Origin of the sequence: Sphingobium sp. MP9-4 (genome assembly GCF_005281675.1) — a bacterium.
Classification (GTDB): Bacteria; Pseudomonadota; Alphaproteobacteria; order Sphingomonadales; family Sphingomonadaceae; genus Sphingobium; species Sphingobium yanoikuyae.
Window position 1 is genome coordinate 1 of the sequence record NZ_LUFI01000071.1, and the last position, 21,030, is coordinate 21,030.

Annotated in this window: 24 protein-coding genes; 12 read left to right on the forward strand and 12 right to left on the reverse strand. The window is 59.3% G+C overall.

The features are described 5' to 3' along the window. Positions 1-2,676 (forward strand): phosphoenolpyruvate carboxylase (gene ppc, locus A0U87_RS20940; protein ID WP_240700613.1); only part of this gene is annotated, 2,676 nt, incomplete at its 5' end. A 192-nt stretch (positions 2,677-2,868) separates the two neighbouring features. On the opposite strand, the gene A0U87_RS26315 is transcribed toward ppc, so the two are convergent. Continuing rightward, entirely contained in the window at positions 2,869-3,027 is a 159-nt protein-coding gene (locus A0U87_RS26315) for a hypothetical protein (RefSeq protein ID WP_159078618.1), read from the reverse strand. Between the two features lie 45 nt (positions 3,028-3,072). Here A0U87_RS26315 and A0U87_RS20945 point away from each other — a divergent pair, with 45 nt between their 5' ends. Beyond that, a complete protein-coding gene (locus A0U87_RS20945; protein ID WP_048939618.1) occupies positions 3,073-3,696 on the forward strand; it encodes a DUF6118 family protein in 624 nt (207 codons plus the stop codon). A 117-nt stretch (positions 3,697-3,813) separates the two neighbouring features. Here A0U87_RS20945 and A0U87_RS20950 read toward each other — a convergent pair whose 3' ends face one another. Then, positions 3,814-4,227 carry a BLUF domain-containing protein gene (locus A0U87_RS20950; RefSeq protein WP_072895767.1) on the reverse strand — a complete coding sequence of 138 codons (414 nt, stop codon included), beginning with the start codon at positions 4,225-4,227 and terminating at the stop codon, positions 3,814-3,816. A gap of 212 nt (positions 4,228-4,439) precedes the next feature. Between A0U87_RS20950 and A0U87_RS20955 the strand changes: the two genes are divergently transcribed. After that, a complete protein-coding gene (locus tag A0U87_RS20955) occupies positions 4,440-4,952 on the forward strand; it encodes a hypothetical protein (protein ID WP_048939616.1) in 513 nt (170 codons plus the stop codon). Positions 4,953-5,194: 242 nt separating this feature from the next. Here the strand turns inward: A0U87_RS20955 and A0U87_RS20960 are convergent, their stop codons facing one another. Next, positions 5,195-6,277: an IS630 family transposase gene (locus A0U87_RS20960; RefSeq protein WP_137405971.1), complete on the reverse strand. Its 1,083-nt coding sequence runs from the start codon at positions 6,275-6,277 to the stop codon at positions 5,195-5,197. An 83-nt stretch (positions 6,278-6,360) separates the two neighbouring features. Here A0U87_RS20960 and A0U87_RS20965 point away from each other — a divergent pair, with 83 nt between their 5' ends. The 4 genes from A0U87_RS20965 to A0U87_RS26320 all read left to right on the forward strand — a co-directional run bounded on the left by A0U87_RS20965 (position 6,361) and on the right by A0U87_RS26320 (position 8,568). Continuing rightward, the gene (locus A0U87_RS20965; protein ID WP_137405972.1) at positions 6,361-6,606 is read left to right on the forward strand and encodes a hypothetical protein; all 246 of its coding nucleotides are present in this window, start codon (positions 6,361-6,363) and stop codon (positions 6,604-6,606) included. A 177-nt stretch (positions 6,607-6,783) separates the two neighbouring features. Continuing rightward, entirely contained in the window at positions 6,784-7,266 is a 483-nt protein-coding gene (locus A0U87_RS20970; protein ID WP_137405973.1) for a pyridoxamine 5'-phosphate oxidase family protein, read from the forward strand. Positions 7,267-7,406: 140 nt separating this feature from the next. Beyond that, a complete protein-coding gene (locus A0U87_RS20975; protein WP_048939613.1) occupies positions 7,407-7,853 on the forward strand; it encodes a PA2169 family four-helix-bundle protein in 447 nt (148 codons plus the stop codon). Between the two features lie 544 nt (positions 7,854-8,397). Beyond that, positions 8,398-8,568: a hypothetical protein gene (locus tag A0U87_RS26320; RefSeq protein ID WP_159078616.1), complete on the forward strand. Its 171-nt coding sequence runs from the start codon at positions 8,398-8,400 to the stop codon at positions 8,566-8,568. On the opposite strand, the gene A0U87_RS20980 is transcribed toward A0U87_RS26320, so the two are convergent. Together A0U87_RS20980 and A0U87_RS20985 are read right to left on the reverse strand one after the other, a co-directional pair. Beyond that, complete coding sequence (locus tag A0U87_RS20980; protein ID WP_199909719.1) at positions 8,545-9,069, reverse strand: Ca2+-dependent phosphoinositide-specific phospholipase C; 525 nt, start codon at positions 9,067-9,069, stop codon at positions 8,545-8,547. The genes A0U87_RS26320 and A0U87_RS20980 overlap by 24 nt on opposite strands. A 445-nt stretch (positions 9,070-9,514) precedes the next feature. Further along, entirely contained in the window at positions 9,515-10,393 is an 879-nt protein-coding gene (locus A0U87_RS20985; RefSeq protein ID WP_048939612.1) for an oxidoreductase, read from the reverse strand. A gap of 94 nt (positions 10,394-10,487) precedes the next feature. Here A0U87_RS20985 and A0U87_RS20990 point away from each other — a divergent pair, with 94 nt between their 5' ends. From A0U87_RS20990 to A0U87_RS21010, 4 genes are all read left to right on the forward strand, one after another. Beyond that, positions 10,488-11,390 carry a LysR family transcriptional regulator gene (locus A0U87_RS20990; RefSeq protein ID WP_048939611.1) on the forward strand — a complete coding sequence of 301 codons (903 nt, stop codon included), beginning with the start codon at positions 10,488-10,490 and terminating at the stop codon, positions 11,388-11,390. A gap of 649 nt (positions 11,391-12,039) precedes the next feature. Next, entirely contained in the window at positions 12,040-12,366 is a 327-nt protein-coding gene (gene tnpB / locus A0U87_RS21000; protein ID WP_346763666.1) for an IS66 family insertion sequence element accessory protein TnpB, read from the forward strand. Between the two features lie 62 nt (positions 12,367-12,428). Continuing rightward, entirely contained in the window at positions 12,429-14,039 is a 1,611-nt protein-coding gene (locus tag A0U87_RS21005; protein ID WP_125990321.1) for an IS66 family transposase, read from the forward strand. Then, the gene (locus A0U87_RS21010) at positions 14,039-14,335 is read left to right on the forward strand and encodes a hypothetical protein (RefSeq protein ID WP_125990319.1); all 297 of its coding nucleotides are present in this window, start codon (positions 14,039-14,041) and stop codon (positions 14,333-14,335) included. The genes A0U87_RS21005 and A0U87_RS21010 overlap by 1 nt, the downstream gene beginning before the upstream one ends. Positions 14,336-14,726: 391 nt before the next feature. On the opposite strand, the gene A0U87_RS21015 is transcribed toward A0U87_RS21010, so the two are convergent. The 4 genes from A0U87_RS21015 to A0U87_RS21030 all read right to left on the reverse strand — a co-directional run bounded on the left by A0U87_RS21015 (position 14,727) and on the right by A0U87_RS21030 (position 17,874). Continuing rightward, positions 14,727-15,299, reverse strand: a complete 573-nt coding sequence (locus A0U87_RS21015) for a hypothetical protein (RefSeq protein ID WP_137405974.1) — start codon at positions 15,297-15,299, stop codon at positions 14,727-14,729. Next, complete coding sequence (locus A0U87_RS21020) at positions 15,299-15,565, reverse strand: hypothetical protein (protein WP_159078614.1); 267 nt, start codon at positions 15,563-15,565, stop codon at positions 15,299-15,301. Before A0U87_RS21020 ends, A0U87_RS21015 begins: the two co-directional genes overlap by 1 nt. Positions 15,566-15,632: 67 nt before the next feature. Further along, positions 15,633-16,783, reverse strand: a protein-coding gene (locus A0U87_RS21025) for an IS3 family transposase (RefSeq protein ID WP_107917615.1) whose coding sequence is annotated in 2 segments (ribosomal slippage) — positions 15,633-16,531 and positions 16,531-16,783 — 1,152 coding nt in all. Because the reading frame shifts where the segments join, the coding sequence is not laid out codon by codon here. A gap of 305 nt (positions 16,784-17,088) precedes the next feature. Beyond that, positions 17,089-17,874, reverse strand: a complete 786-nt coding sequence (locus tag A0U87_RS21030; RefSeq protein WP_240626833.1) for an IclR family transcriptional regulator C-terminal domain-containing protein — start codon at positions 17,872-17,874, stop codon at positions 17,089-17,091. Between the two features lie 110 nt (positions 17,875-17,984). Between A0U87_RS21030 and A0U87_RS21035 the strand changes: the two genes are divergently transcribed. Continuing rightward, positions 17,985-18,104 carry a CoA-transferase gene (locus tag A0U87_RS21035; RefSeq protein ID WP_234415597.1) on the forward strand — a complete coding sequence of 40 codons (120 nt, stop codon included), beginning with the start codon at positions 17,985-17,987 and terminating at the stop codon, positions 18,102-18,104. 78 nt (positions 18,105-18,182) lie between these two features. Here A0U87_RS21035 and A0U87_RS21040 read toward each other — a convergent pair whose 3' ends face one another. The 3 genes from A0U87_RS21040 to A0U87_RS21050 all read right to left on the reverse strand — a co-directional run bounded on the left by A0U87_RS21040 (position 18,183) and on the right by A0U87_RS21050 (position 20,708). After that, a complete protein-coding gene (locus A0U87_RS21040; protein ID WP_053094326.1) occupies positions 18,183-18,737 on the reverse strand; it encodes an Arm DNA-binding domain-containing protein in 555 nt (184 codons plus the stop codon). Between the two features lie 156 nt (positions 18,738-18,893). Continuing rightward, a complete protein-coding gene (locus tag A0U87_RS21045; protein ID WP_048937044.1) occupies positions 18,894-19,589 on the reverse strand; it encodes a tRNA (guanine(46)-N(7))-methyltransferase TrmB in 696 nt (231 codons plus the stop codon). A gap of 51 nt (positions 19,590-19,640) precedes the next feature. Further along, the gene (locus tag A0U87_RS21050) at positions 19,641-20,708 is read right to left on the reverse strand and encodes a hypothetical protein (protein ID WP_234415596.1); all 1,068 of its coding nucleotides are present in this window, start codon (positions 20,706-20,708) and stop codon (positions 19,641-19,643) included. Positions 20,709-21,030 lie beyond the last annotated feature (322 nt).

Consider the following 21,030-nt stretch of genomic DNA (forward strand, 5'->3'; position numbering starts at 1 on the left):
GCGCCTGCGATCACGCAGAATCCCGACATCCGTTATCTGGGACGCCTGCTGGGCGATGTCATTCGGGCCTATGGCGGGGAGAAACTCTACAAGCAGACCGAATATATCCGCTCCGCCTCGGTCGACCGTGCGCGCGGGCTGCAGGGCGCTGACCTGACCGACACGGGCCTCGATGCCCTCAATCTCGACGACACGCTCAACTTCACCCGCGGCTTCATGCTGTTCTCGATGCTCGCCAATCTGGCCGAGGATCGGCAGGGCGTGGCGGCGGAACCGGGTGCCGATGTCGCGTCGGCGGTGGCCAAGCTCGAATCGCATGGCATCGGCAAGGATGCGGTGCTGGAATTGCTGTCGCACAGCCTGATCGTGCCGGTGCTGACCGCCCACCCGACCGAGGTGCGGCGCAAGAGCATGATCGACCACAAGAATCGCATTGCCGACCTGATGCAGCTCAAGGATGCCGGGCGGACCGAGACGGATGACGGCGAGAATCTGGACGAGGCGATCTTCCGCCAGATCGCGCTGTTGTGGCAGACGCGGCCGTTGCGCCGCGAAAAGCTGTTCGTGCAGGACGAGATCGACAATGTCCTGACCTATTTCCGCGACATCTTCCTGCCGACGCTGCCGGCGCTCTATGGCCGGTGGGAACGGGTGCTGGGCGCGCGGCCGCACAGCTTCCTTCGGGTCGGCAACTGGATCGGCGGCGACCGCGACGGCAACCCGTTCGTCCAGGCGCCGCAGCTGCGATCGGCACTGGGCCGCGGCTGCGAGGCGGCGCTGGCCTATTATATGGAATCGATCCATGCGCTGGGCGCGGAACTGTCGGTCTCGACCGAACTCGCCCATGTGCCCGAAGCGGTGCTGGCGCTGGCGGAGGCGAGCGGCGACGCGTCGCCCAGCCGGCAGGACGAGCCCTATCGCCGGGCCATTTCGGGCATCTATGCGCGGCTGGCGACCACCTATGTCCATCTGGTCGGCAAGGCGCCGCCGCGCCCGTCGGCGCTGAAGGGCGAGCCTTACGCCGCGCCGGGCGATTTCCGCCGCGATCTCGTCACTGTGGCGCAGGGGCTGGCGAGCGAGGGCGATGGCGCGCTGTCGACCGGGGGGGCGCTCGGTCGGCTGATCCGCGCGGTCGAGACATTCGGCTTCCATCTCGCGACGCTCGACATGCGGCAGAATAGCGACGTGCATCAGCGCGTGGTCGCCGAACTGCTGAAGGTCGCCGGGGTCGAGGCGGATTATGCCGGGCTGGACGAGTTTGCCCGTATCGCCCTGTTGCGCAAGGAACTGGCGACCAACCGGCCGCTCGGCACGCGCTTTGCCGAATATTCCGAGGAAACGGCGTCGGAACTGGCGATCGTCCATGCCGCCGCCGAGGCGCACCGCACCTATGGGCCGCAGTGCATCACCCATTATATCATTTCCAAGGCCGAAAGCGTGTCCGACATGCTGGAGGTCAATATCCTGCTGAAGGAAGCGGGGCTGTGGCGCGCGCCGGAAAATGGCGACCCGGCCAAGGCGGCGATCATGTCGATCCCGCTGTTCGAGACGATCGGCGACCTTGAGGCCGCGCCCAAGATCATGACCGCCTATTTCGGCCTGCCCGAAATCGCCGGGGTGGTGCAGGCGCGCGGCCATCAGGAAGTGATGATCGGCTATTCCGACAGCAACAAGGATGGCGGCTACATCACCTCGACCTGGAGCCTCTACAAGGCGAGCCAGGCGCTGGAGCCGGTCTTTGCCGAGGCTGGCGCGGCGATGCAGCTGTTCCATGGTCGCGGCGGCGCGGTCGGGCGTGGTGGCGGCTCCGCCTTCAAGGCGATCCAGGCGCAGCCGCGCGGCAGTGTGCAGGGGCGCATCCGCATCACCGAACAGGGCGAGGTGATCGCCGCCAAGTTCGGCACGCGCGACGTGGCGATGACCAATCTGGAGGCGATGACCAGCGCGACCCTGCTCGCCAGCCTGGAACCCGAGGGCGTGTCGGCGAAGGATGCCGCCCGCTTTGCGGCGGCGATGGACGAACTGTCGAAGAACGCCTTCACCGCCTATCGCGACCTGGTTTACGGCACCGAGGGGTTCAAGGAATTCTTCCGCCAGCTGACCCCGATCCAGGAAATCTCCGGCCTCAAGATCGGGTCGCGTCCGGCGAGCCGGACCAAGAGCACCGCGATTGAGGATCTGCGCGCCATTCCCTGGGTGTTCAGCTGGGCGCAGGCGCGCGTCATGCTGCCGGGCTGGTATGGTTTCGGCCATGCGATCGCCGCGTTCGAGGACAAGGCGCTGCTGGCCGACATGGCGCAGCACTGGTCCTTCCTGCAGTCGGCGCTGGCCAATCTGGAGATGGTGCTGGCCAAGTCGGACCTCGGCATTGCGGCGCGATATTTGCCGCTGGTCGAGGACCAGGCCAAGGCGGAAACGCTGTTCGGGCGTATCCGCGAAGGCTGGTCGCTGACCCATGACGGGCTGCTGGCGGCCACCGGCCAGTCGCGCCTGCTGGAAAGGAGCCCGACGACCGAGACGTCGATCCGGCTGCGGCTTCCCTATATCGAGCCACTCAATCTGCTGCAGGTTGAACTGCTCAAGCGCTATCGCGCTGGCGAGGATGATGCCCGGATCAAGGAAGGCATCGAACTGTCGATCAATGCGATCGCGACCGCGCTGCGCAACAGCGGCTGAGGTGATCAGATCTGTATCAAAACGCGAAAGTGGTCGGCGTCATGGTGGGTAACGGCGTGCAATCCCATCGAACCGAGTATATTCAGTTTGTGGTAGCTTGTGCGGATGACGAGGGTTTGCGAAGGACCCATAATCTTATGCCGCACAGCGCGGCGCGTTGACGGATGTCATCAGCACAAAGCCAACCATGCCTCAAAATATATCGCCCTGCAGCGGGAGCGTGAAGAAATGGCGAACTGGCACCATGAACGTGATCCACAGTTTAAGCTGCTGCTGCTGCGCAATCGCACGTAGGAGGTCGGTCTTTCCGTCCAAAGCGGCCGATCGCTGTCGCAGGATTTCCAGCATCATCTCGGCCGCTCGCTAGGCCGGGGCCTTTGGCTCTAGGCTCCAACCATGATCCAACAAGACCCCCAACAGGATGATCCCGTAGAAGCTTTTGATGCTGTGCGTCGGGAACTGAGCCTCCTGCGTCACGCGCTTGAAGGCCTTACAGCTGCGAGGGAGAAGATCCCCGATTACAGCGCGACATTGGCGCAAATCAACAAATCGCTCGACGTGCATGCGCATAAGCTCGACATGATCCAGAGCCGTCCGGCGATGGAGATGACGCCTGAAGCGCTGGTGGAGCGGATCATCGCATCTGCGCAAATAGCGAGGGCGGAAGACAGAACGATGCTGCATGAAGCGCAAGACGGGTTTTCTCGGAAGGCCTCGCAAATAGACCGGATGATAGCGCGCGGACGCGGAGCGGCCGAGCAGGAGATTCAAGTAATATTATTCTGCCTGGGCGGGTTCCTGTCCGGCATTCTGCTTTGGACGACCCTGCCCGGCGCCGTAGCTCGATCCTTGCCAGAAAGCTGGCATGTGCCTGAAAGGATGGCTGCCCGCATGATGGGCATGAAGCAGATCGATGCCGGACGTCGAATGATTGTTACGGCACCGGAGCGAATCGATGAGAATGTTGTAAATGCTATTGGAGATAATGCTTCAGGAATCGCTCATCCTGCCACGGACTGATTGGCGAGACACAATATCAGACATTATGAACAGCCACCCCCCTTGCTCGGGTGAGAAGCGCTGCTGTCGTCTACAGGCACAATGTCCCGGTCTTGCATGCTGGATGCTGACATCCGGTCAGTTCGCAGCATGCGTCTTCGCAAAACCCGTAAAATATGCGCGCAACGTAGGGTCTGAGATAGGGGCAACCAGGGCGTTGACCTGCTCTTCCAACGAACCGCTAACCGAACCGGCGGCATCTACAACCTGCTCGAAACCCATTGCCCACGACCCAAACGCCCTTGACCCGACCTCCTTGTCGTGGAGTTTAACAAGAGCAAAATGACGGGGATCATGCCTTATTCGCTCATATGTCGCGGCAATAGCTTCGTCGGCACCTTCAAGCACTTGAAGGAAGCGGCGTCCGCCTACAATCAGCAGGCCGGTGATCCCGACACGGGAATTTGCCTCGCGCGCTTTGAGCAGAAGGTCGTCAAGCTCGGACGCATGCAAGATGGAACGGGCCGTGCTGATGTAGAGTAGGCGCTTCATATCATCTCCAATTTCGAGACGCCTCCTACACCCAGGAAAGCGAAGAGAGGATTAACGAAGCGTTTAATCTATGTTGGTTTCTGAAGGTTTTTCGTAACTTAACTGTCCGTTTAACGGGCTGCATAGCTTGGTGCTTTACCTGATTGCGAAGTCGCGTCATCGCGCGCCACTTTATCCTGTGAACGCCGGTGGATAGTTCACGGGAGAGAAGAATGGAGGGCAAGAAAATGGACAAAGACCGTTTCGGCTACCTCGCCATATGGTCCAGCGTGCTTACCCTGCTTGCTGGTTGTGGCGGTTCCGTAACAAATCAGAGCGAACAGGTCTCGGGCAGGGCGAGCGTCAGCAACACCGTTTCTAATGTTGCGGGGGCCAAGAAGGAGAGTGCACCGTATGCCCGGCCGGAAGAAGCGGCCAACGCAGGAGTAGCCGATGTTCCCCGCTCCGAAATGCGATATTGTCGGTTCGAGGTTGAAGGCAAGGTTCACGTCAACGAAAAATGCGAAGTCTATCCAATGGGAGACGGCGGTTACACTCTGAACGCGTGGAGCTCGGGCAAGCCCAAGAACTCACATTTTGCCGTTGTCATAGTCGACGGTGAAGGGAAGGGAGACGCCAGCTGGAATGCGGATCCCGACGACGACAAGGCTATGGATTCTCTTGGAACCGTAACGTTCGAAGAAGGTTGCTGGGTCAATAAACGCACAAGAATTTGTGCGAGGTGATTGCAAGCCCGCGATATTCGCAAGTGGTATGGAAAATTCTGCGACGTTGAGATCGCCGACGGTTCAAGGCTTTCACTAAAATATTACGGAACATCTTTGAAAGCTGCATAATGCCGATCGCGACGTGTTTAGGAGAATGGGAGTGGATGCGGTCTTCGCAATTCATGCAGATATTCAGCACAATTTGATGCGCGTGGAGATGTCGGGGTTTTTCGATGAGGCAGACGTTCATCGCTTTTCGGCTAGTGGATTGACTCCAACGTTTGGAACCCTCGATTTCGAGCCGCGATGATTTCATCCGGATTGGCCTTCCAGATGAAGGGCTTGGGGTTATCGGCATTGTACTCCCGGATGAACCGGTTGATGGCAGCCTGGAGGTCGACGACGGAGTGGAAGACGCCGTGCTTGAGGCGCCGTCTGGTCAGCTTTGCGAAGAAGCCCTCGACGGCATTGAGCCATGAGGAAGAAGTTGGCGTGAAGTGGAAAGTCCAGCGCGGATGGCGGGCGAGCCACTCCTGGACCTTGTCCTTCTTATGTGCGGCATAGTTGTCGAGGATCACGTGGATCGCCTTGTCCTTGGGCACTTCGCGCTCGATCCGATTGAGGAAGCGGATGAACTCCTGGTGGCGGTGACGCTGCATGTTCTGCCCGATGACGGTTCCGTCGAGTACGTTGAGTGCAGCGAACAGCGTGGTCGTGCCGTGGCGCTTGTAGTCATGGGTCAGGGTACCGGCGCGGCCCTTCTTCATCGGCAGGCCGGGCTGGGTGCGGTCGAGCGCCTGTATCTGCGATTTCTCGTCGATCGACAGGACCACCGCATGGGCGGGCGGATCGACATAGAGGCCGACGATCTCGGTGAGTTTTTCGGCGAAAGCCGGATCGTTCGACAGCTTGAAGCTGCGCCAGCGATGCGGAGCAAGCCCATGCGCCTTCCAGATCGACTGCACTGTCGAAACGGCAAGCCCGACCGCTTTGGCCATCGCGCGCGCCGTCCAGTGGGTTGCCTCATGCGGCGGCGGTTCCTGCGTCAGCCGGACAATCTCGGCCACGCGCTTGGGTAACACTGGCGCCTTGCCGGGCGGACGGGACTTGTCGCGAAGAAGACCATCGACACCTTCGTGCATGAAGCGCTCCTGCCAGCGCCACACGCAGGTCTTCGACTTGCCTGTGGCCGCCATGATCGCCGAGGTGCCCAAGCCATCGCTGCTCAAAAGCACGATACGGGCGCGCCAGACATGTTTCTGCGGACTCAAGGGAGCCGACACGATGTCGTCCAGGCGTTGACGGTCGGAAGCCGAAACGGTGAAGCTGATCCCATCGCGCATCCTCCGAGACTGGCACGCCTGCAAGCCGGTGGGAATCCCCAGCAGGACTCCTTTGTTCCGGTCAATCCACTAGGTATCGCGAAATGCTGCTGAAGCTCAGAGCACCTGGGCATCTGACTTTGGTAGATATCAGAAACATGAAAATTCAGCCTCAGGCGGTCGTGGAAGCGTTTTCCTCTCTACTTGCGTCGGCAGATGTGCGCTCGCGACGCCTTGCTTTCGTTTGTAATTCTACCCTGGCTCGCCTTCAGGCGCAGCGATTGACCGATCGCGAGGGCGTCAAATTCTTTGATAATGAGGCCGACGCGGAAACTTGGATCCTAAAGTAAAAAGCTTGGCCTGAAATCCCGCGTTTACGCTCGTTTCGTCCAGGCGGTTGCGCGAGCGTAGGAAGTTGGGGTCATCGGGAACGGTTTACGATCTCGGTTTAGGCCCAGATCTACATCCTGCGCGGCGCAACTTAGCCACTTTCCTAGCGTTGAAGGGAGCGAAAGAAGGAGAGTAGCATGCCAGTCGATACGCACAAACTGAAACAGCATATGTGGGACAAGCTCGAGAATGGGCCATTTCTCATGGTCGGTCTGGCGGATGGTCGAAGCCATTCGGAGCCTCTGACCGCGCAATTGGACAAAGATCAGGTCGACACAATCTGGTTCTTCATCGGCAAGGACAATCGTTTGGCAACTGGCGGGCCAGCGATGGCGCAATTTGTCTCCAAGGGACAAGATTTCTTTGCGTGCCTGTCTGGCAATGTCACCGTCGATAATGATCCGGCCATGATCGACAAGCTCTGGTCTAAAACCGTCGAGGCATGGTTTCCGGGAGGCAAAAATGATCCCAACCTCGCGCTCCTTCGCTTCGACATCGATGACGCGGAATTGTGGGAAACGGACATGTCGCTCAGCGGGAAACTGAAAATGCTTTTTGGCGGCACGATCGAGGGTAGCGAGGAGGGGAGCCACGCAGTGGTCCCAAATACCGTCGTCTAACGCCGTTGACGTGTCAGCACAGTGGCGAACCAAAATTTCCATTCGCCACGATCCAGCTGCAACTGATCGAATTGGCGCAACGACTAGCAGGATCGGGTCGTCGATCTGACAGTTGTGAGGCTTCTAACAAGGAGAGCATCATGAGCACTGAAAAAACCGTTTCGACGCTGAACAGCCTTATTCAGGTTACCCTGGACAGCATGAAGGGCTATCAGGATGCGGCGAAGGATGCGGAGAGCACGCAGTTTGCTACCATGTTCGCCGAGTTCGCGCGCGACCGCAGTGCCGCCGCCACTGAACTGCAGGCCGAGGTGCGTCGCCTCGGCGGCGATCCGGAGAGCGATAGTAGCTTCCTGGCGGCGGCTCACCGCACATTCATGGATTTGAAGCAGGCTATCACAGGTAAGGATGACAAGGCGATCATCCAGGAAGTCGAGCGAGGCGAAGACCACATCAAAGCCAAGTATGAAGATGCCTTGGGGCACGCCGATCTTGATCCGGCGTCGCGTCAGGTCGTCGAGCGCGCTTTTCATTCCGTGCGTGAAGGGCACGATAAGATGAGCCAGCTCAAGCACAGCTTGGCCTGAAATATCGATAAGGGGCCGTCCGTCACGTTCGGCCCCTTATCCAAACACGCATTGATTTCACGCCGCAATGTTCAAATCATAAGAAAATCCGATTTCAGTAATAGCCGTTCTCATAGTATATTTTTGCATGGCTGATACATTGCTAAAAAATTGTATTCTATTTTGTATTGGGGGTATCCGTGGGGGTATCCTTCATGGATATTCTTATAAAATCGTTGTTTTTCAAAGTGTTAAACGTCGTTCTAAGTAGATGCCGGGCCCACCATTGTCTCCAAGCTGTTGAAAGGCTTGGAATGCGTTGAAAGATAAGGACTTTTTGCGGACGTCTGTTACATCTGTAACAGTTGTCGAAGCATCCAGTCCTATTTCGCTAATGGCGGCGAAGTTTCTTATTCTCGGCGGATTGTGCCCGATAAAATGCGCGCTACCCTCGGTAAGCATGAAATCATGCTGTTCCTGTGGGCTAAGGATAAAGAGGAAGCCAAACGGCTCATCTCGAAGAAATCCTCAAATCCGACGCGCTGTTTGCCAGTGAAAGTCGAGCATGAACGAGGCGCTCTACGAGCAACGCAGCCTCATCGAGCGCATGCGCGGCCACCGCAAGATCAACTGCGCCACCGCCAGATACTGGCTCCAATTTGTCCAGGACGCCGGGCATCATGAGTCTATGCGCGACACCGAAGGTGATAAATCAGTCAGCGCAAACGCAAGGTAGGGCCGCGCACCCCGCCACAACGCGCACCGGATTGCACCGCGCCATTGCGCCGTCCGGCAGCGTCACCGAAAAGCCTCTGCGCAACGGATCGGGCGCGCCGGGATAATAGTCCGTGCTGAGCGCCTGGGCGCCGCTGTCCATGGCCGCCCGTGCCTTGCGATAATCGCCGGCGCGTGCCTCCACCGTATTGGCATCGGTCCGCGTGCGCACGATGACGCCCTGCTTCATCCATGTGCTGATCTTGGCACCATCGACCAGCGGATCCTGCACAATCTGGATTGCGGATTCGGGCTGATCGTCGGGATACCAGCCGAATATCGCCCGCCCCGCCAGCGAAGCATGGCCATCGCGATAGACGTTGGAGACTGCATCGCGCACGTCGAGCATGATGTAAATGCGGCCTCGCGCGGCATCCAGGCTGTTCCATCCATGGGTACGCACGGCATCGCGCAGCGTCCTGGCTTTGCCGCGCAGCTCATCGGCCTGATGAGCCGCTTGGATCCCTTAACCACACCCCTCTAGCATGCGCGCCTTTAGTCGAAGTTAATGACCCAAAAAATTATGTATTTTGCAGATCCTGTCGCGTCACAAGTTCTTGATCGCATGCGGATATCTGGAAAAGACAGCGATGTTATTTTCCGCTGCGGGAAGGCGAGGGGGAATTCCGGTCATCTTTTAACGCCCCTTTACGGCCATTCAGTCACCGATTTTCCGGTCCAGGTCGCGGCCAACTCGCTATGCTGCTCTGGATGCCCGGCACTGGCCGTAAGGAGAATGGCTGCGTTCCGCCGATTGAGTGTCAGCCCCATGTCGTTTGAGAATAGCGGCAGAGGAACCGTCCGCGCCCCTACCAGGCGCATCGAGCCGCGAGCTGTCCGATTTCGAAAGGCAGGGGGGGAGAGGGGGGGGGGCATTCCGCAGTCGGGAATGCGCCCATCATCGAGTTTCAGTGGGCCCGATCGAACGCAATGGCTTCGAGTTCGGCCTTGACCTCCTGCGACAGATCCAGCTCCACTGCTGCCAAATTCTCGGTCAGATGCGCGACATTGGACGTGCCGGGGATCAGCAGCATGTTCGGTGCGCGCGCCAACAGCCATGCAAGCGCCAGTTGCATCGACGTAGCGCCCAGGCGATCCGCCAAATGGGCCAATGCCTGCGATTGGATGGGCGAAAAGCCTCCGAGCGGAAAAAATGGGACATAGGCGACGCCCTGGCGCGTCAAGTTGTCGATCAGCGCGTCATCCGCGCGGTGCGCCAGGTTATACTGGTTCTGGACGCACGCGATCGGGACGATGCGCTGGGCCTCCGCGACCTGGCTCTCTGTCACGTTGCTGAGGCCGATATGTCGAACCAGTCCTTTCTCGCGCAGCTGTGCAAGGGCGACGATCTGCGCCTCGATCGACCCTTCCGACGGCGCGTGGATGTCGCCCATAATGCGCATGTTGACCAGGTCGAGAGTGTCGCGGCCAAGGTTTCGCAGATTGTCTTCGATGCCCTGCTGCAATTCGGCGGCACTTTGTGCCGGCAGCCATGAGGCGTCCTTGCCGCGGATCGCGCCCACCTTGGTCACGATCAGGAGATCGTCGCTATAGGGATGAAGCGCATCGCGGATGATCTGGTTGGTCACATGAGGGCCATAGAAATCGCTTGTGTCGATATGGTTCACGCCCGCCGCAACTGCCGCGCGCAGGACCGCGACGGCGGCATCGCGATCCTTGGGCGGGCCAAAGACGCCAGGCCCAGCCAGTTGCATCGCGCCATAGCCCATGCGGTTCACGAGATGATCGCCCAGCTTGAAGGTGCCGGCTTTGCGAAGATCCATCATGTCCTGTCTCCTCATTTGGAGACCGCGATATGGGCTTGTGGCCAGCGAACGATAAGTCGTAGTAATCAGAACAAACTGTACGGATAATCGAACAATGGCGACGGAACTCGATGATCTTGCCACCTTCGTGGAAGTAGTGCGGGCAGGAGGCTTCCGAGATGCAGCCCGTATTTCGGGCACCTCGGCATCTGGGATGAGCGACGCGCTCAGGCGGCTGGAGGCCCGGCTAGGCGTTCGTCTCCTCCACCGCACGACGCGCAGCATGGCCCTGACCGAAGCGGGCGCGCGGCTATTCGAGCGGCTGTCGCCGGCGCTTTCGGAAATCCGCGACGCGCTCGATGTCGTCAACATCTTCCGTGACAGACCCGCTGGAACATTGCGTCTGAATGTTCCAGCTAATGTCGCCCGCACCGTGCTCCCATCGATCCTCCCATCATTCCTTCGGGTCTATCCCGATATTCGAGTGGAGGTGACGGTAGAGGATGGGTTTGTCGACATATTGAAATCCGGTGCGGATGCCGGGATCCGTTATGAGGAGCGGCTTGAACAGGACATGATCGCGATCCCCATCGGCCCAGCGACGCAGCGGTCGGTTACAGCTGGATCTTCAGCCTATTTCGATCATCATGGGCGCCCCTCGCACCCACAGCAACTGTTGGGCCATAATTGCCTGCGCGGCCGTTTTTCCGGCGGAGCCATGCCGGGATGGGAATTCGAGAGAGAGGGAGAAATTCTCGTTGTCGATCCGACCGGGCCGCTGGTGGTGCAGCCTGGTCTGGCGTGCGAATTGCTGATCGATGCTGCCGTGGCTGGCCTTGGAATTGTGCATCTGTTCGAGGATTGGCTTAAACCGCATATCGAGAGTGGGGCGCTCGAATCCGTTCTCGACGACTGGTGCCAGACCTTCTCTGGTCCCCGGCTCTATTATTCCGGGCGCCGTTATTTGCCGGCGCCCTTGCGGGCTTTCGTGGACTTTGTTCGCTTGCAGCGATGGTAAATGGGGCCGCGTCAGAGCGGTTCCCGTGTTCGTACGCCGGCTGCGATTATCGACCAAAACCCTGCAGGCCCTCGTCCCTTGGAAAGCGGCAACCTGCCCAGAGAGGCGTGGACCTCGCGTTCGCTTGCTGACTTTCCGGTGGCGATGGCAAGATTTCAGTAACCGTCCGATTGGGACCGCCTGCCTAATGGAGCGATAATTTCTTAAGAGACGGTCATAGCGACGTCGCTAACGACGTCTCTTGATCGGGGATTGCGATGAGGGCGGAAATACTGGGTCAGGAACGACGGCGCCGGTGGACGGACCAGCATAGGCTGGAGATCATCGGATCCGTCGGCGTCAATGGCGCGACGCTGGCAGAGGTAGCCCGGCGCCATGATGTAACCCGGCAGCAGATTTACACTTGGCGACATGATTTGAAGAAGCGCGGGTTCTTGCTGGCCCCACCGGAGCCAGTCTTTCTGCCTGTGGAGATGCCTGCCGCTCAGAGCCCTGACGTCGCCCGCAGCACAAGCCCAGGCGGGACGTGCATGGTGGAGTTGCGCCTGACGCAAGGCCGGACTTTGCGCTTTGGAAGCGACATCGAGGCCATCGCCTTGACCCAGCTCATCCGCTGCGTGGAGGCGGCGTGATCGGCCCGGGAACTGGCGTGCGAGTTTATCTGGCCTGCGGCGTCACTGATATGCGCAAAGGCATCTCTGGCCTTGGCCAGCTTGCCCAGACGGTGCTGCGACAGAAACCGGCAAGCGGCGCGGTGTTCGCTTTTCGAGGGCGACGCGGCGACAGGGTGAAGCTGCTGTACTGGGATGGGCAAGGATTTTGCCTGTACTACAAGGTCTTGCAGCGTGGCCGTTTTCCTTGGCCCTCTGCGGCGGATGGGACGGCGCGGCTGACCTCGGCCCAGCTTGCGATGCTTTGGGAAGGCATCGACTGGAGGCGTCCAAATTGGGGCGCGCCGCCTGCTCACGTGGGCTGACTTTTGTTCCTGAATCTACCTGTTTTCATGGATATTCCTGCCCCTGGCTGGTAAGCAGGATCATGCTGAGCGCGGCGCAAAACCTTCCCGAAGACCCAGCTTTGCTGAAGGCGATAATCGCCGACTTGCAGGCGGAAAACGCGAAGCTGGCGGCAACGGTCCGTGCACATGATCTGGTGGTTCAGGCCCTGCGTCTGCGCATTGCCAAACTGAAGAAACAGGCCTTCGGCAAGTCCTCGGAAAAGATCGAACGCGAGATCGAGCAGCTGGAACTGGCCCTGGAGGACATTCTGGTCGCTGCGGCACAAACCGTCGCTTTGCCGAGCGATGTCGAAGAGGATGAAGCCACTGCGCATGTAGACAGCGCACGGGCCATGGCCCGGCGTCCGCGCGTTGCGTCCGACACGCCGCGCGAGCGAAAAGAACTCGACCCGGGCAGCGCTTGTCCCGATTGCGGGGGCGAGTTACGCCTCGTCGGCGAGGACGTGAGCGAAATCATCGAAATGATTACCGCCAAACTGAAGGTGATCGAGGTAGCGCGGCCGAAAAAATCCTGCCGCTGCTGTGAGAAAATGGTGCAGGTGCCGGCTCCGAGCCGCCCAATCCCCGGCAGCATGGCCGGAAGCAGCCTGCTTGCCTACGTGCTCGTCTCAAAGTTCGACGATCACTTGCCGCTGTACCGGCAGAATGAAATCCTTACCCGCATGGGCGCTGACATTCCCCGCAGCACGCTGGCTGACTGGTGCGGCAAAGCGATGCGAACCCTGCAGCCCCTGATCGAGCGTATTGAGGCATCGGTCCTGGCCAGCATCGTCATCCACGCCGATGATACACCGATCCAGGTGCTGGATCACACACGGCGGGCCAAGGGGCTCGGTAAGGGCGTGAAGCAAGGCAGGATCTGGGGCTATGTCTGCGATCAGCGCCCGTGGAACGGGGCGGCACCGCCGGGTGTGGTCTATCGCTTTGCTCCCAACTGGAAGGCGGAGCACGTGCAAAACCACCTTTGCAATGCGAGCGGCATTCTCCAGGCCGACGCCTACAAGGGATATGCGAAGCTCTATGAGCCCGGCGCAGACGGCGAACCGCGCTTCCTGGAAGCTGCCTGCTTTGCCCATTGGCGGCGTGACTTCCATGACATCTGGAAAGCGAACAAATCACCGATAGCGCGAGAAGCCCTCGATCGCATCGGCCAGCTATACGACATCGAGCGTGAAATCGCCGGGAAGCCCGCGGATGTTCGGCGTGCCGTCCGCCAGGAGCATAGCAAACCCAAACTCGAGGCGTTGCGCGCCTGGGCCGAGCAGCAACTCACCCGCATCCCCGTCAAGGGCGATCTGGCCAGCGCCATTCGTTATGGCTTGGGTCGCTGGCATGCCTTCTCATTGTTCATCGAAGACGGGCGCGTCGCCATCGATAACAATGCCGCTGAGCGAGCCGTGAGACCTATTGGTCTGGGAAGACGCAACTGGCTCTTCGCCGGCTCCGAAGCAGGCGCTGAAACCCTGGCACGGGCCATGACGCTTATTGAAAGTGCCAAGATGAACGGTCTGGACCCGCAGGCTTATCTAGCCGACGTGCTCGGCCGTATCCACGATCACAAGATCAACCGGATCGACGAATTGTTGCCTTGGAAATGGAAGCCCTTGGTACCATTGGCAGAGGTAGCCTGATGGCCACGATCACTCACGTGCGCACGCTGGACTATGCTGCCAAAATGCTTGGTGAGGACGTGGAGCTGTTGGAAGCCATCGTCTGGAACGATGACAATCTGACATACGGCAGCATCATCAGCGTTTACACTGGCCCGGATGAGACCATTACGGCCCTCACCGACGATGGCGTCGATGAACTGTCAGATATGCTTCGAGAAGCACGCCGCACCACCCAGACCTGGCACAGCTTTCTCGACGACTTCCTGGACGATCCCGAACTCGCCACTCGCTTCAAGGCCCAACCACCGCGGTAACAATCGGACGGTTACAGATTTCAGGCACCACGAAAATAATCATCGTTGCGGAAAATTTCGGCCATCGCTTCGCACGGTGGTAGATTTAACTATCTTGAATATCTCTAATTTTCTCGGGTTTTTGCCTAGTGGATTGATTTTGACATGTGCATCCCCCGTCGGCGGGGATGGGTCTGCAAATGTCAAAATCTTTTCGGACCACTAGATGCGCCGGTACCGGAAATACCAGAAATTAAGTACAAGAATAAGATATCAATATGAAAAAGCACGATATTACTGCTTATTTCACGATGTAAAATCAGATGCAGCAATCACATAGCAATCACGCGAAGCATCAATTGATGCCGCCCGCGAGAGCGGCATCCGCGGCATACCGGACGACCGGCATTGGTTAGCTCGGGAAAGGTCTCGCTAAGGCCATTTTCTGAAGCTCAGAATATTGTTCAGCTGCGACATGTTTGGCTGCTTTCCGGTCCAAGCCTGCGGCGCGCATCTTTTTGGCGAGGTAGCGTTGGCAAATTTTTTCCCAGCGAGGCCGAAATCCTGTGTCGGGAATTTCGATGACAACCCTCGGCTGCTCGATGGTGTTTCTAACACGGTCTCCCTCGACTCCCGCTTGCAGGTAAAGGCCGCCTGAACACAGGGCTCCCTCTACAAGGATCGAATGGGCTTTCTGAAGTTCGAAGATTATCGCGAAGCTCAGTTCCACCGGGCGAATGAAATTCAACATCAAGCTAACGGTATCAGGCCTAGAAAGTGCTTGGCCCCAGGTAATGGTCACGTCGCCATGACCGGAAAATTGATGAATTCTTATATACTCATTTATTTCTGTTCGGACACTTGTATCAAGTATTACCAGAGGAATTACTCTGCCCTCGTTGACGCCATGCATTGCAATGGCGCCATCACCAGCGATGCATACCGGATTTGCATTGACTGCCTTCCGCCGGAACAATCGGTTCATCAGCTCTCTTCCTGGCGTTGGACGATACGCGGAGCAAGGGCTGAGACCAGATCGTGGGTATCATGGAACTCTAACGCGTAACTTTCGAGTGCCTTGTTGCCGACTACTGCCGCTGTTAATTCGAACACGCACCATCCTGTAACAATATTGTGAGCCCCCACTTTTACAGGCGTTAACAGAGCCTCTCCAAGTGAGGTTGGGAATGCCGATAGAGAAACCTGAGCGATCTTGGCAATCAAAGTGGTTTTATCGCTCATGGTGAACACGGTGCGGAGTTCTATCAGCGCGATCGCATTGTCAGCGTCACTGACATGCTCCCCTGATTGTCACCAGTCAGAGGTAGAGTCCGGCTCCTTCATGATGGTTGGTTGAGGTGATGGCAACCTGTCCGGGGGCATGCCCCCGGACAGGTTGGCCGGCTTTCTCGGCGGGGGTTCTCCCGCCCAGTTTCGAGTGTGGCCTGACGTAGTTGTAATCGTGCCGCCAGGCATCGAGCACGAAGCGAGCATGCGGCAGCGACGTGAACAGGGTCTCGTTGAGGCATTCGTCGCGCAGACGCCCGTTGAAGCTCTCGACGAAGCCGTTTTGCATCGGCTTGCCGGGTGCGATGTAATGCCACTCGACCCGCCGTTCCTGCGACCAGCGCAGGATGGCCGACGAGGTCAGCTCGGTGCCGTTGTCGCTGACCACCGTATGCGGCTTGCCGCGCATCCCAATCAGCCGCGTCAGCTCCCGCGCGACCCGCACACCCGACAGCGACGTGTCGGCCACCAGCGCCAGGCATTCCCGCGTGTAGTCGTCGACCACGCACAGGATGCGGAACCGCCGGCTGCACGTCAGGGTGTCGGAGACGAAGTCGAGCGACCAACGCTGGTTCGGCCCGTCCGGCAGCACCATCGGCGCCCGCGTGCCCAGGGCGCGCTTGCGGCCACCACGGCGACGGACCCGCAGGTTCTCCTCGCGATAGACCCGCAGCAGCTTCTTGTGGTTGGGCGTCATGCCCTCGCGAGCCAGAAGATACCCGAGACGCCGATAGCCGAAGCGGCGACGCTCGGCCGCCAACTCGCGCAGACGCTGTCGCAGCGGACCATCGTCCGGACGCGACGATCGATACCGGATCACCCGCCGGCTCACGCCGACCAGGTTGCACGCCCGACGCTCGCTCAGCCCGTGATGCTCACGGGCATGGGCGACGGCATCCCGCTTAGCGCCGGGCGTCACCATTTTTTTGATGCCAGATCCTTCAGCACCACGTTGTCGAGCATTGCCTCGGCCAGCAGCTTCTTCAGCCGGCTGTTCTCTTCCTCCAGCGTGCGCAGACGCCGGGCCTCGGACACCTCCAGACCGCCATACTTCGACTTCCATTTGTAGAACGTCGCCGAGCTGATTCCGTGGCGGCGGCAAACATCCGCCGTCGCCATCCCAGCCTCCTGCTCCTTCAAGATCGCGATGATCTGCTCTTCGCTGAACCTGCTGCGCTTCATCTTCGTCCGACTCCTTTACGTCGGACTCTACTCAAAATCGGTCACATTTCAGGGGAACACGTCAACGTCTGCTCCCTGAACCTCACGCCGACGCTCATTTAGCCAGGGGCGGTCGAGCCAATACTCACGACTATGATCACTCTCTTTTATGGAAAGCTCGAACAAGGTACGGTCCAGCGACATATCTACCCTCCAAAGAATCTATGCCTACCTGATATCGGCTTCTGATACTTTCAATACGGCCGTCATGAGTTGACAGAAAAGGAAGAAATGGACGGGAATGTCGAGAATGCCAAGATACTGGCTCAATCTACGCCTGTAGCTTCCAAGTTTCTAGCAACGCGGCGGAGGCCGGGAAGAAAGCGTGATCTTAGTTCGGGCAACGATGTTCGCGCGGCCTGCGTGCCGATGTTCACTGCTGCGACCACGCCGGATCTCCCCTTGACCGCAACAGCCACGGAACGAAGGCCTAATTCGAGTTCCTCGTCGACAATAGCGTGACCTTCCTCAGCGACATGTTCGAGTATCTCGAGAATTCTCGATGGTTGTGTCACCGTCTTTGGAGTGCATGCCATTATTTCAGTCCTGCGAAGATAGGCCTCCTGCTCCGATCGTGGCCAGGCCGCCAAAAGGATGCGACCCATCGAGGTGCAGTAAAGCGGTAGCCGGCTTCCTACCCTTAGAGCGATCGACATGATGCGCGAAACCTCTGCACGGGCGACGTAATAGACCTCGTCTTCTTCGATCACCCCGAGCGAGCAGCTCTCGTGGAGCTCGTCTCGCAGATTATCCAGCAAGGGCTGCGCTCGTGCCGCCAGCGAGCTCGATGACATGTAGGCGTAGCCGAGTGCCAAGACTTTTGGGCGGAGGGCATATTGGACGCCGTCCTGCGCGGCGTAACCAAGCCGAACCAAGGTATGTAGGCATCGCTTCACAGCAGGCCTGCTCAATCCGGTCAGCCGGCTTGCCTGCGCTATCGTCATGGGCCGCTGCTCGTTCGCGAAACACCTGAGGACTGCCAAGCCGCGCGCCAGCGACTGCATAAATTCCGGGTCGCCATTTGCCTCAAGGTCGCTGACGTCCATCATCATCAATTCTCCATCAACCGATAATCGGACAATATCATGATTATCGATTGACGCAATTTCTTTGGAGGATCAGATCACGCTGGATTGGAAATCACGGATCTTAGGAGACTCGGATGATCGACAAGGCGGTGGCCAGCGCCGAAGCGGCGGTGGCAGAAATTCAGGATGGCGCGTCGGTCATGATCGGCGGCTTCGGCACGGCGGGGATGCCCGTGCCGATCGCGTGCGTTTGAAGGTCGACCAGTTGGACTATCTGCTGTCATTCGACGTGCCAGCAATCGTCGTTCGTTACGATAGCTCTGATTGCTCCTTTAATTGGGAGTGACGGCCCATTTGAACATGCGGCGAAGTACGGCAAAGACATTTCGCCGATTCGCTGCCTGCGCATCTGGCATCCGATCAAACACTGAGACGACATCCGCGCGAGTGATATTGGGCAGTGGCTTGCTGCCCAATATCGGGGTGATGTGTAGCTTGGCCGACCGCTCGATCAGGTTCGCCCAGCCGGAGCCTCTGTAAGAATTCGCGAACGTGCCCACATAGGTTGAGAAGGCCAAGTCGACTGCTTCGCGGCGCCTTTGGCGGTCAACTTCTTGGGGGTCGATGCCCTGAGCGACAAATATTGAAAGCCTCTCGGCCTCTGTGCGAGCCGTGACGGGTGTCCAGGGAGATCCGTGATTGCCGATGGTGAAGCGGCGGGTTTTCGCCTCGCGGCCGCCTAAGCGGTATTGCAGCACATAGATGGCGTTACCTGCGGTCGTGACCTTTAGCCCGAAGCCCTTGAGATCAACGTCCCAGAGGAAACCGGCCGTGCCCTCGTCGCGAAACGCGTCGACGGTCCTCTTGCTGATCTTCCCAGTCGCCATACGAAACCTCCATCGCACGTCCAGCAATTACCCATATCTGACCTGCTGCTGGCAATCACCTGGCAATCACGGTCGGGCAAAAGGTCGCGTACAATGAGAAAGCGTGGCGTAGCAAATTCCGCAGAAAACTGCCATTTTTGGCCCTAAGTCGTTGGCCTATTTACGCCTGTAACGAAAGTACCAGACCTCATGGCCCAGGCGCCGGGCCTTGGCCTCGTAGCGGGTTTCGGGCCAGCCGCCTGGACGGGTCAGGAAATCCTTGGGATCGCTTGCCAACCAGTCGAATTCGGGATGGCCGTTCATCACCATCAGCGCCCAGCGCAGATAGACCGGATGATCGGTGCCGAAGCGGAACTCGCCGCCGGGCTTGAGCTTCTTCGCGATCATGTCGACCGGGCCGGGGTTCATCATCCGCCGCTTGGCATGGCGCGCCTTGGGCCAGGGATCGGGATGGAGCAGATAAACGAAGCTGAGCGATCCGTCGGGGATGCGGCTGAGAACGTCGAGCGCATCGCCCATGTGCAGGCGGACATTGCCGAGCGCACCGTCGCGAATATGGCCGAGCGCCTGGACCACGCCGTTCAGGAACGGCTCGCAGCCGATGAAGCCATGGTCGGGCAGCATGTCGGCGCGATAGGCCATATGCTCGCCGCCGCCGAAGCCGATCTCGAAATGGAGCGGGCGGTCATAGCCGAACAGGTCGGCGGCCGTGACGTCGCCTTCGGCCGGCACCGATACGGCGGGGAGCAGCGTGTCGACCAGTTCCTGCTGGCCCTTGCGAAGCTTGGGCCCGGACTGGCGGCCATAAAGGCGGTTGAGGGTGGTCGGGTCGCCCGATTTATGCGCGGTCATGGGCGGCTGACTAGCGGGGGCAGGCCGATGGAGCAAGCGGCCTGCGCCCTATCAGTTGGCAACGGCGTCCGGCGACAGGCTGATCTGGCTTTGCTTGCCATAGATGCTGGTGGTCGACAGCGGCTTTTCCGACTGGACGATCTCGATCGCCTGGACCGGCGGTGGCGCGCTGGCATAGCTGGGATATTGCAGCCATTGGTCAAGCGTGCGGACGGTGACCGTCCAGGGCGCGCTACTTTCATCCTTGCCGCCCAGCAAGGCGGTCAGCGTGTCTCGGGCGATGACCAGCATGGTGCCCGAATCGCCGAGCGGGATGGCATAGCTGCCCTCATTCGTCTCGCCCTGATAGATGGGGAGGCGGCCCTGTATTCGATCGGGGTGGACGCAATAGGCCGGGGCGCCCGGGGCTTCTCTATTCTTCGCCGCCTTTTCCCTGACGCTGCGGTCGATATTGCCCATTATCGCGCCGGCAATGACGGACGCGCCGTCCTTTGTCACCTTGTCCGCAGGCGCGCCGAAGACAAGCGGTTGGGGGCAGGGTTTGAGCGGCGGTAGCGCGCGGGGCCAGCCAATCTGGGCTATCATCCGATCCAACAGGGCATCAAGCTGGGACGCATCATGGACGGGCGAGGTGACGCGCAACTTTACCACCCATTCCCCGAGCGCGATGACGGCAACGCCGCTGCTACGGCCGATCTGGGTGATAGTGAAGCTCTGGCGCAGTCCGGCTGGCACTGAACTGCCCGGAAGGGCAAAGGCCACAGGATCGCCCAGGGCTGCGGGGCGCCCGAATTTGTCGTTGGTCGCGATCATGGTGGCCGCGACATCGAACCAGATGGCGGTGGCCGGCATGGCGGCATGATAGACATAGACATTTACATGGGTGCGACTGATCGGATCGTCATAGGCGATCGATGTATCGAGGAGCGCGCCGTTGCTCAGATCCTCGACCGCACTGCGAGCAAAACCGTCAATCTTCGACGGGAAGGCAATACCGGACGGCTTGTGTGTCCAGCTTTTGACGGTCTTTACGGCGATGGGGCTTGGCTGGGCCTGCGCGGATGGGGCAAGGGGCAGGGCTGTTGCCATCGCAAAGCCGCCAACTATCCGCAACCACATGAATATCTGCCCCCTCCCGCTATGCATGCAGGCAAGGTAGCGGGAAGGGGGCAGAGCACAAGGGCCATGGGATGCCGAACAGGGGAGAGCGGCAGGATGGCCCTTGAAGCTGGCTAGCCGTGGTGCGACCCGAAGGCTGGCCGGGAGGCAAGGCCCGACCGGTCTGTCCAGTTCGTCAGGTCACTTGCACTTGGCAAAGCGACCCTTGGCGTCCTTGCAGGGGCCCTTTTTGGGGGCCGCCTTTGGCGGACATTTGACGAACTTGCCCTTCGCATCCTTGCAGGGAGCTGCCAGTGCAGGAGCGGCACTGCCAACCAGAAAT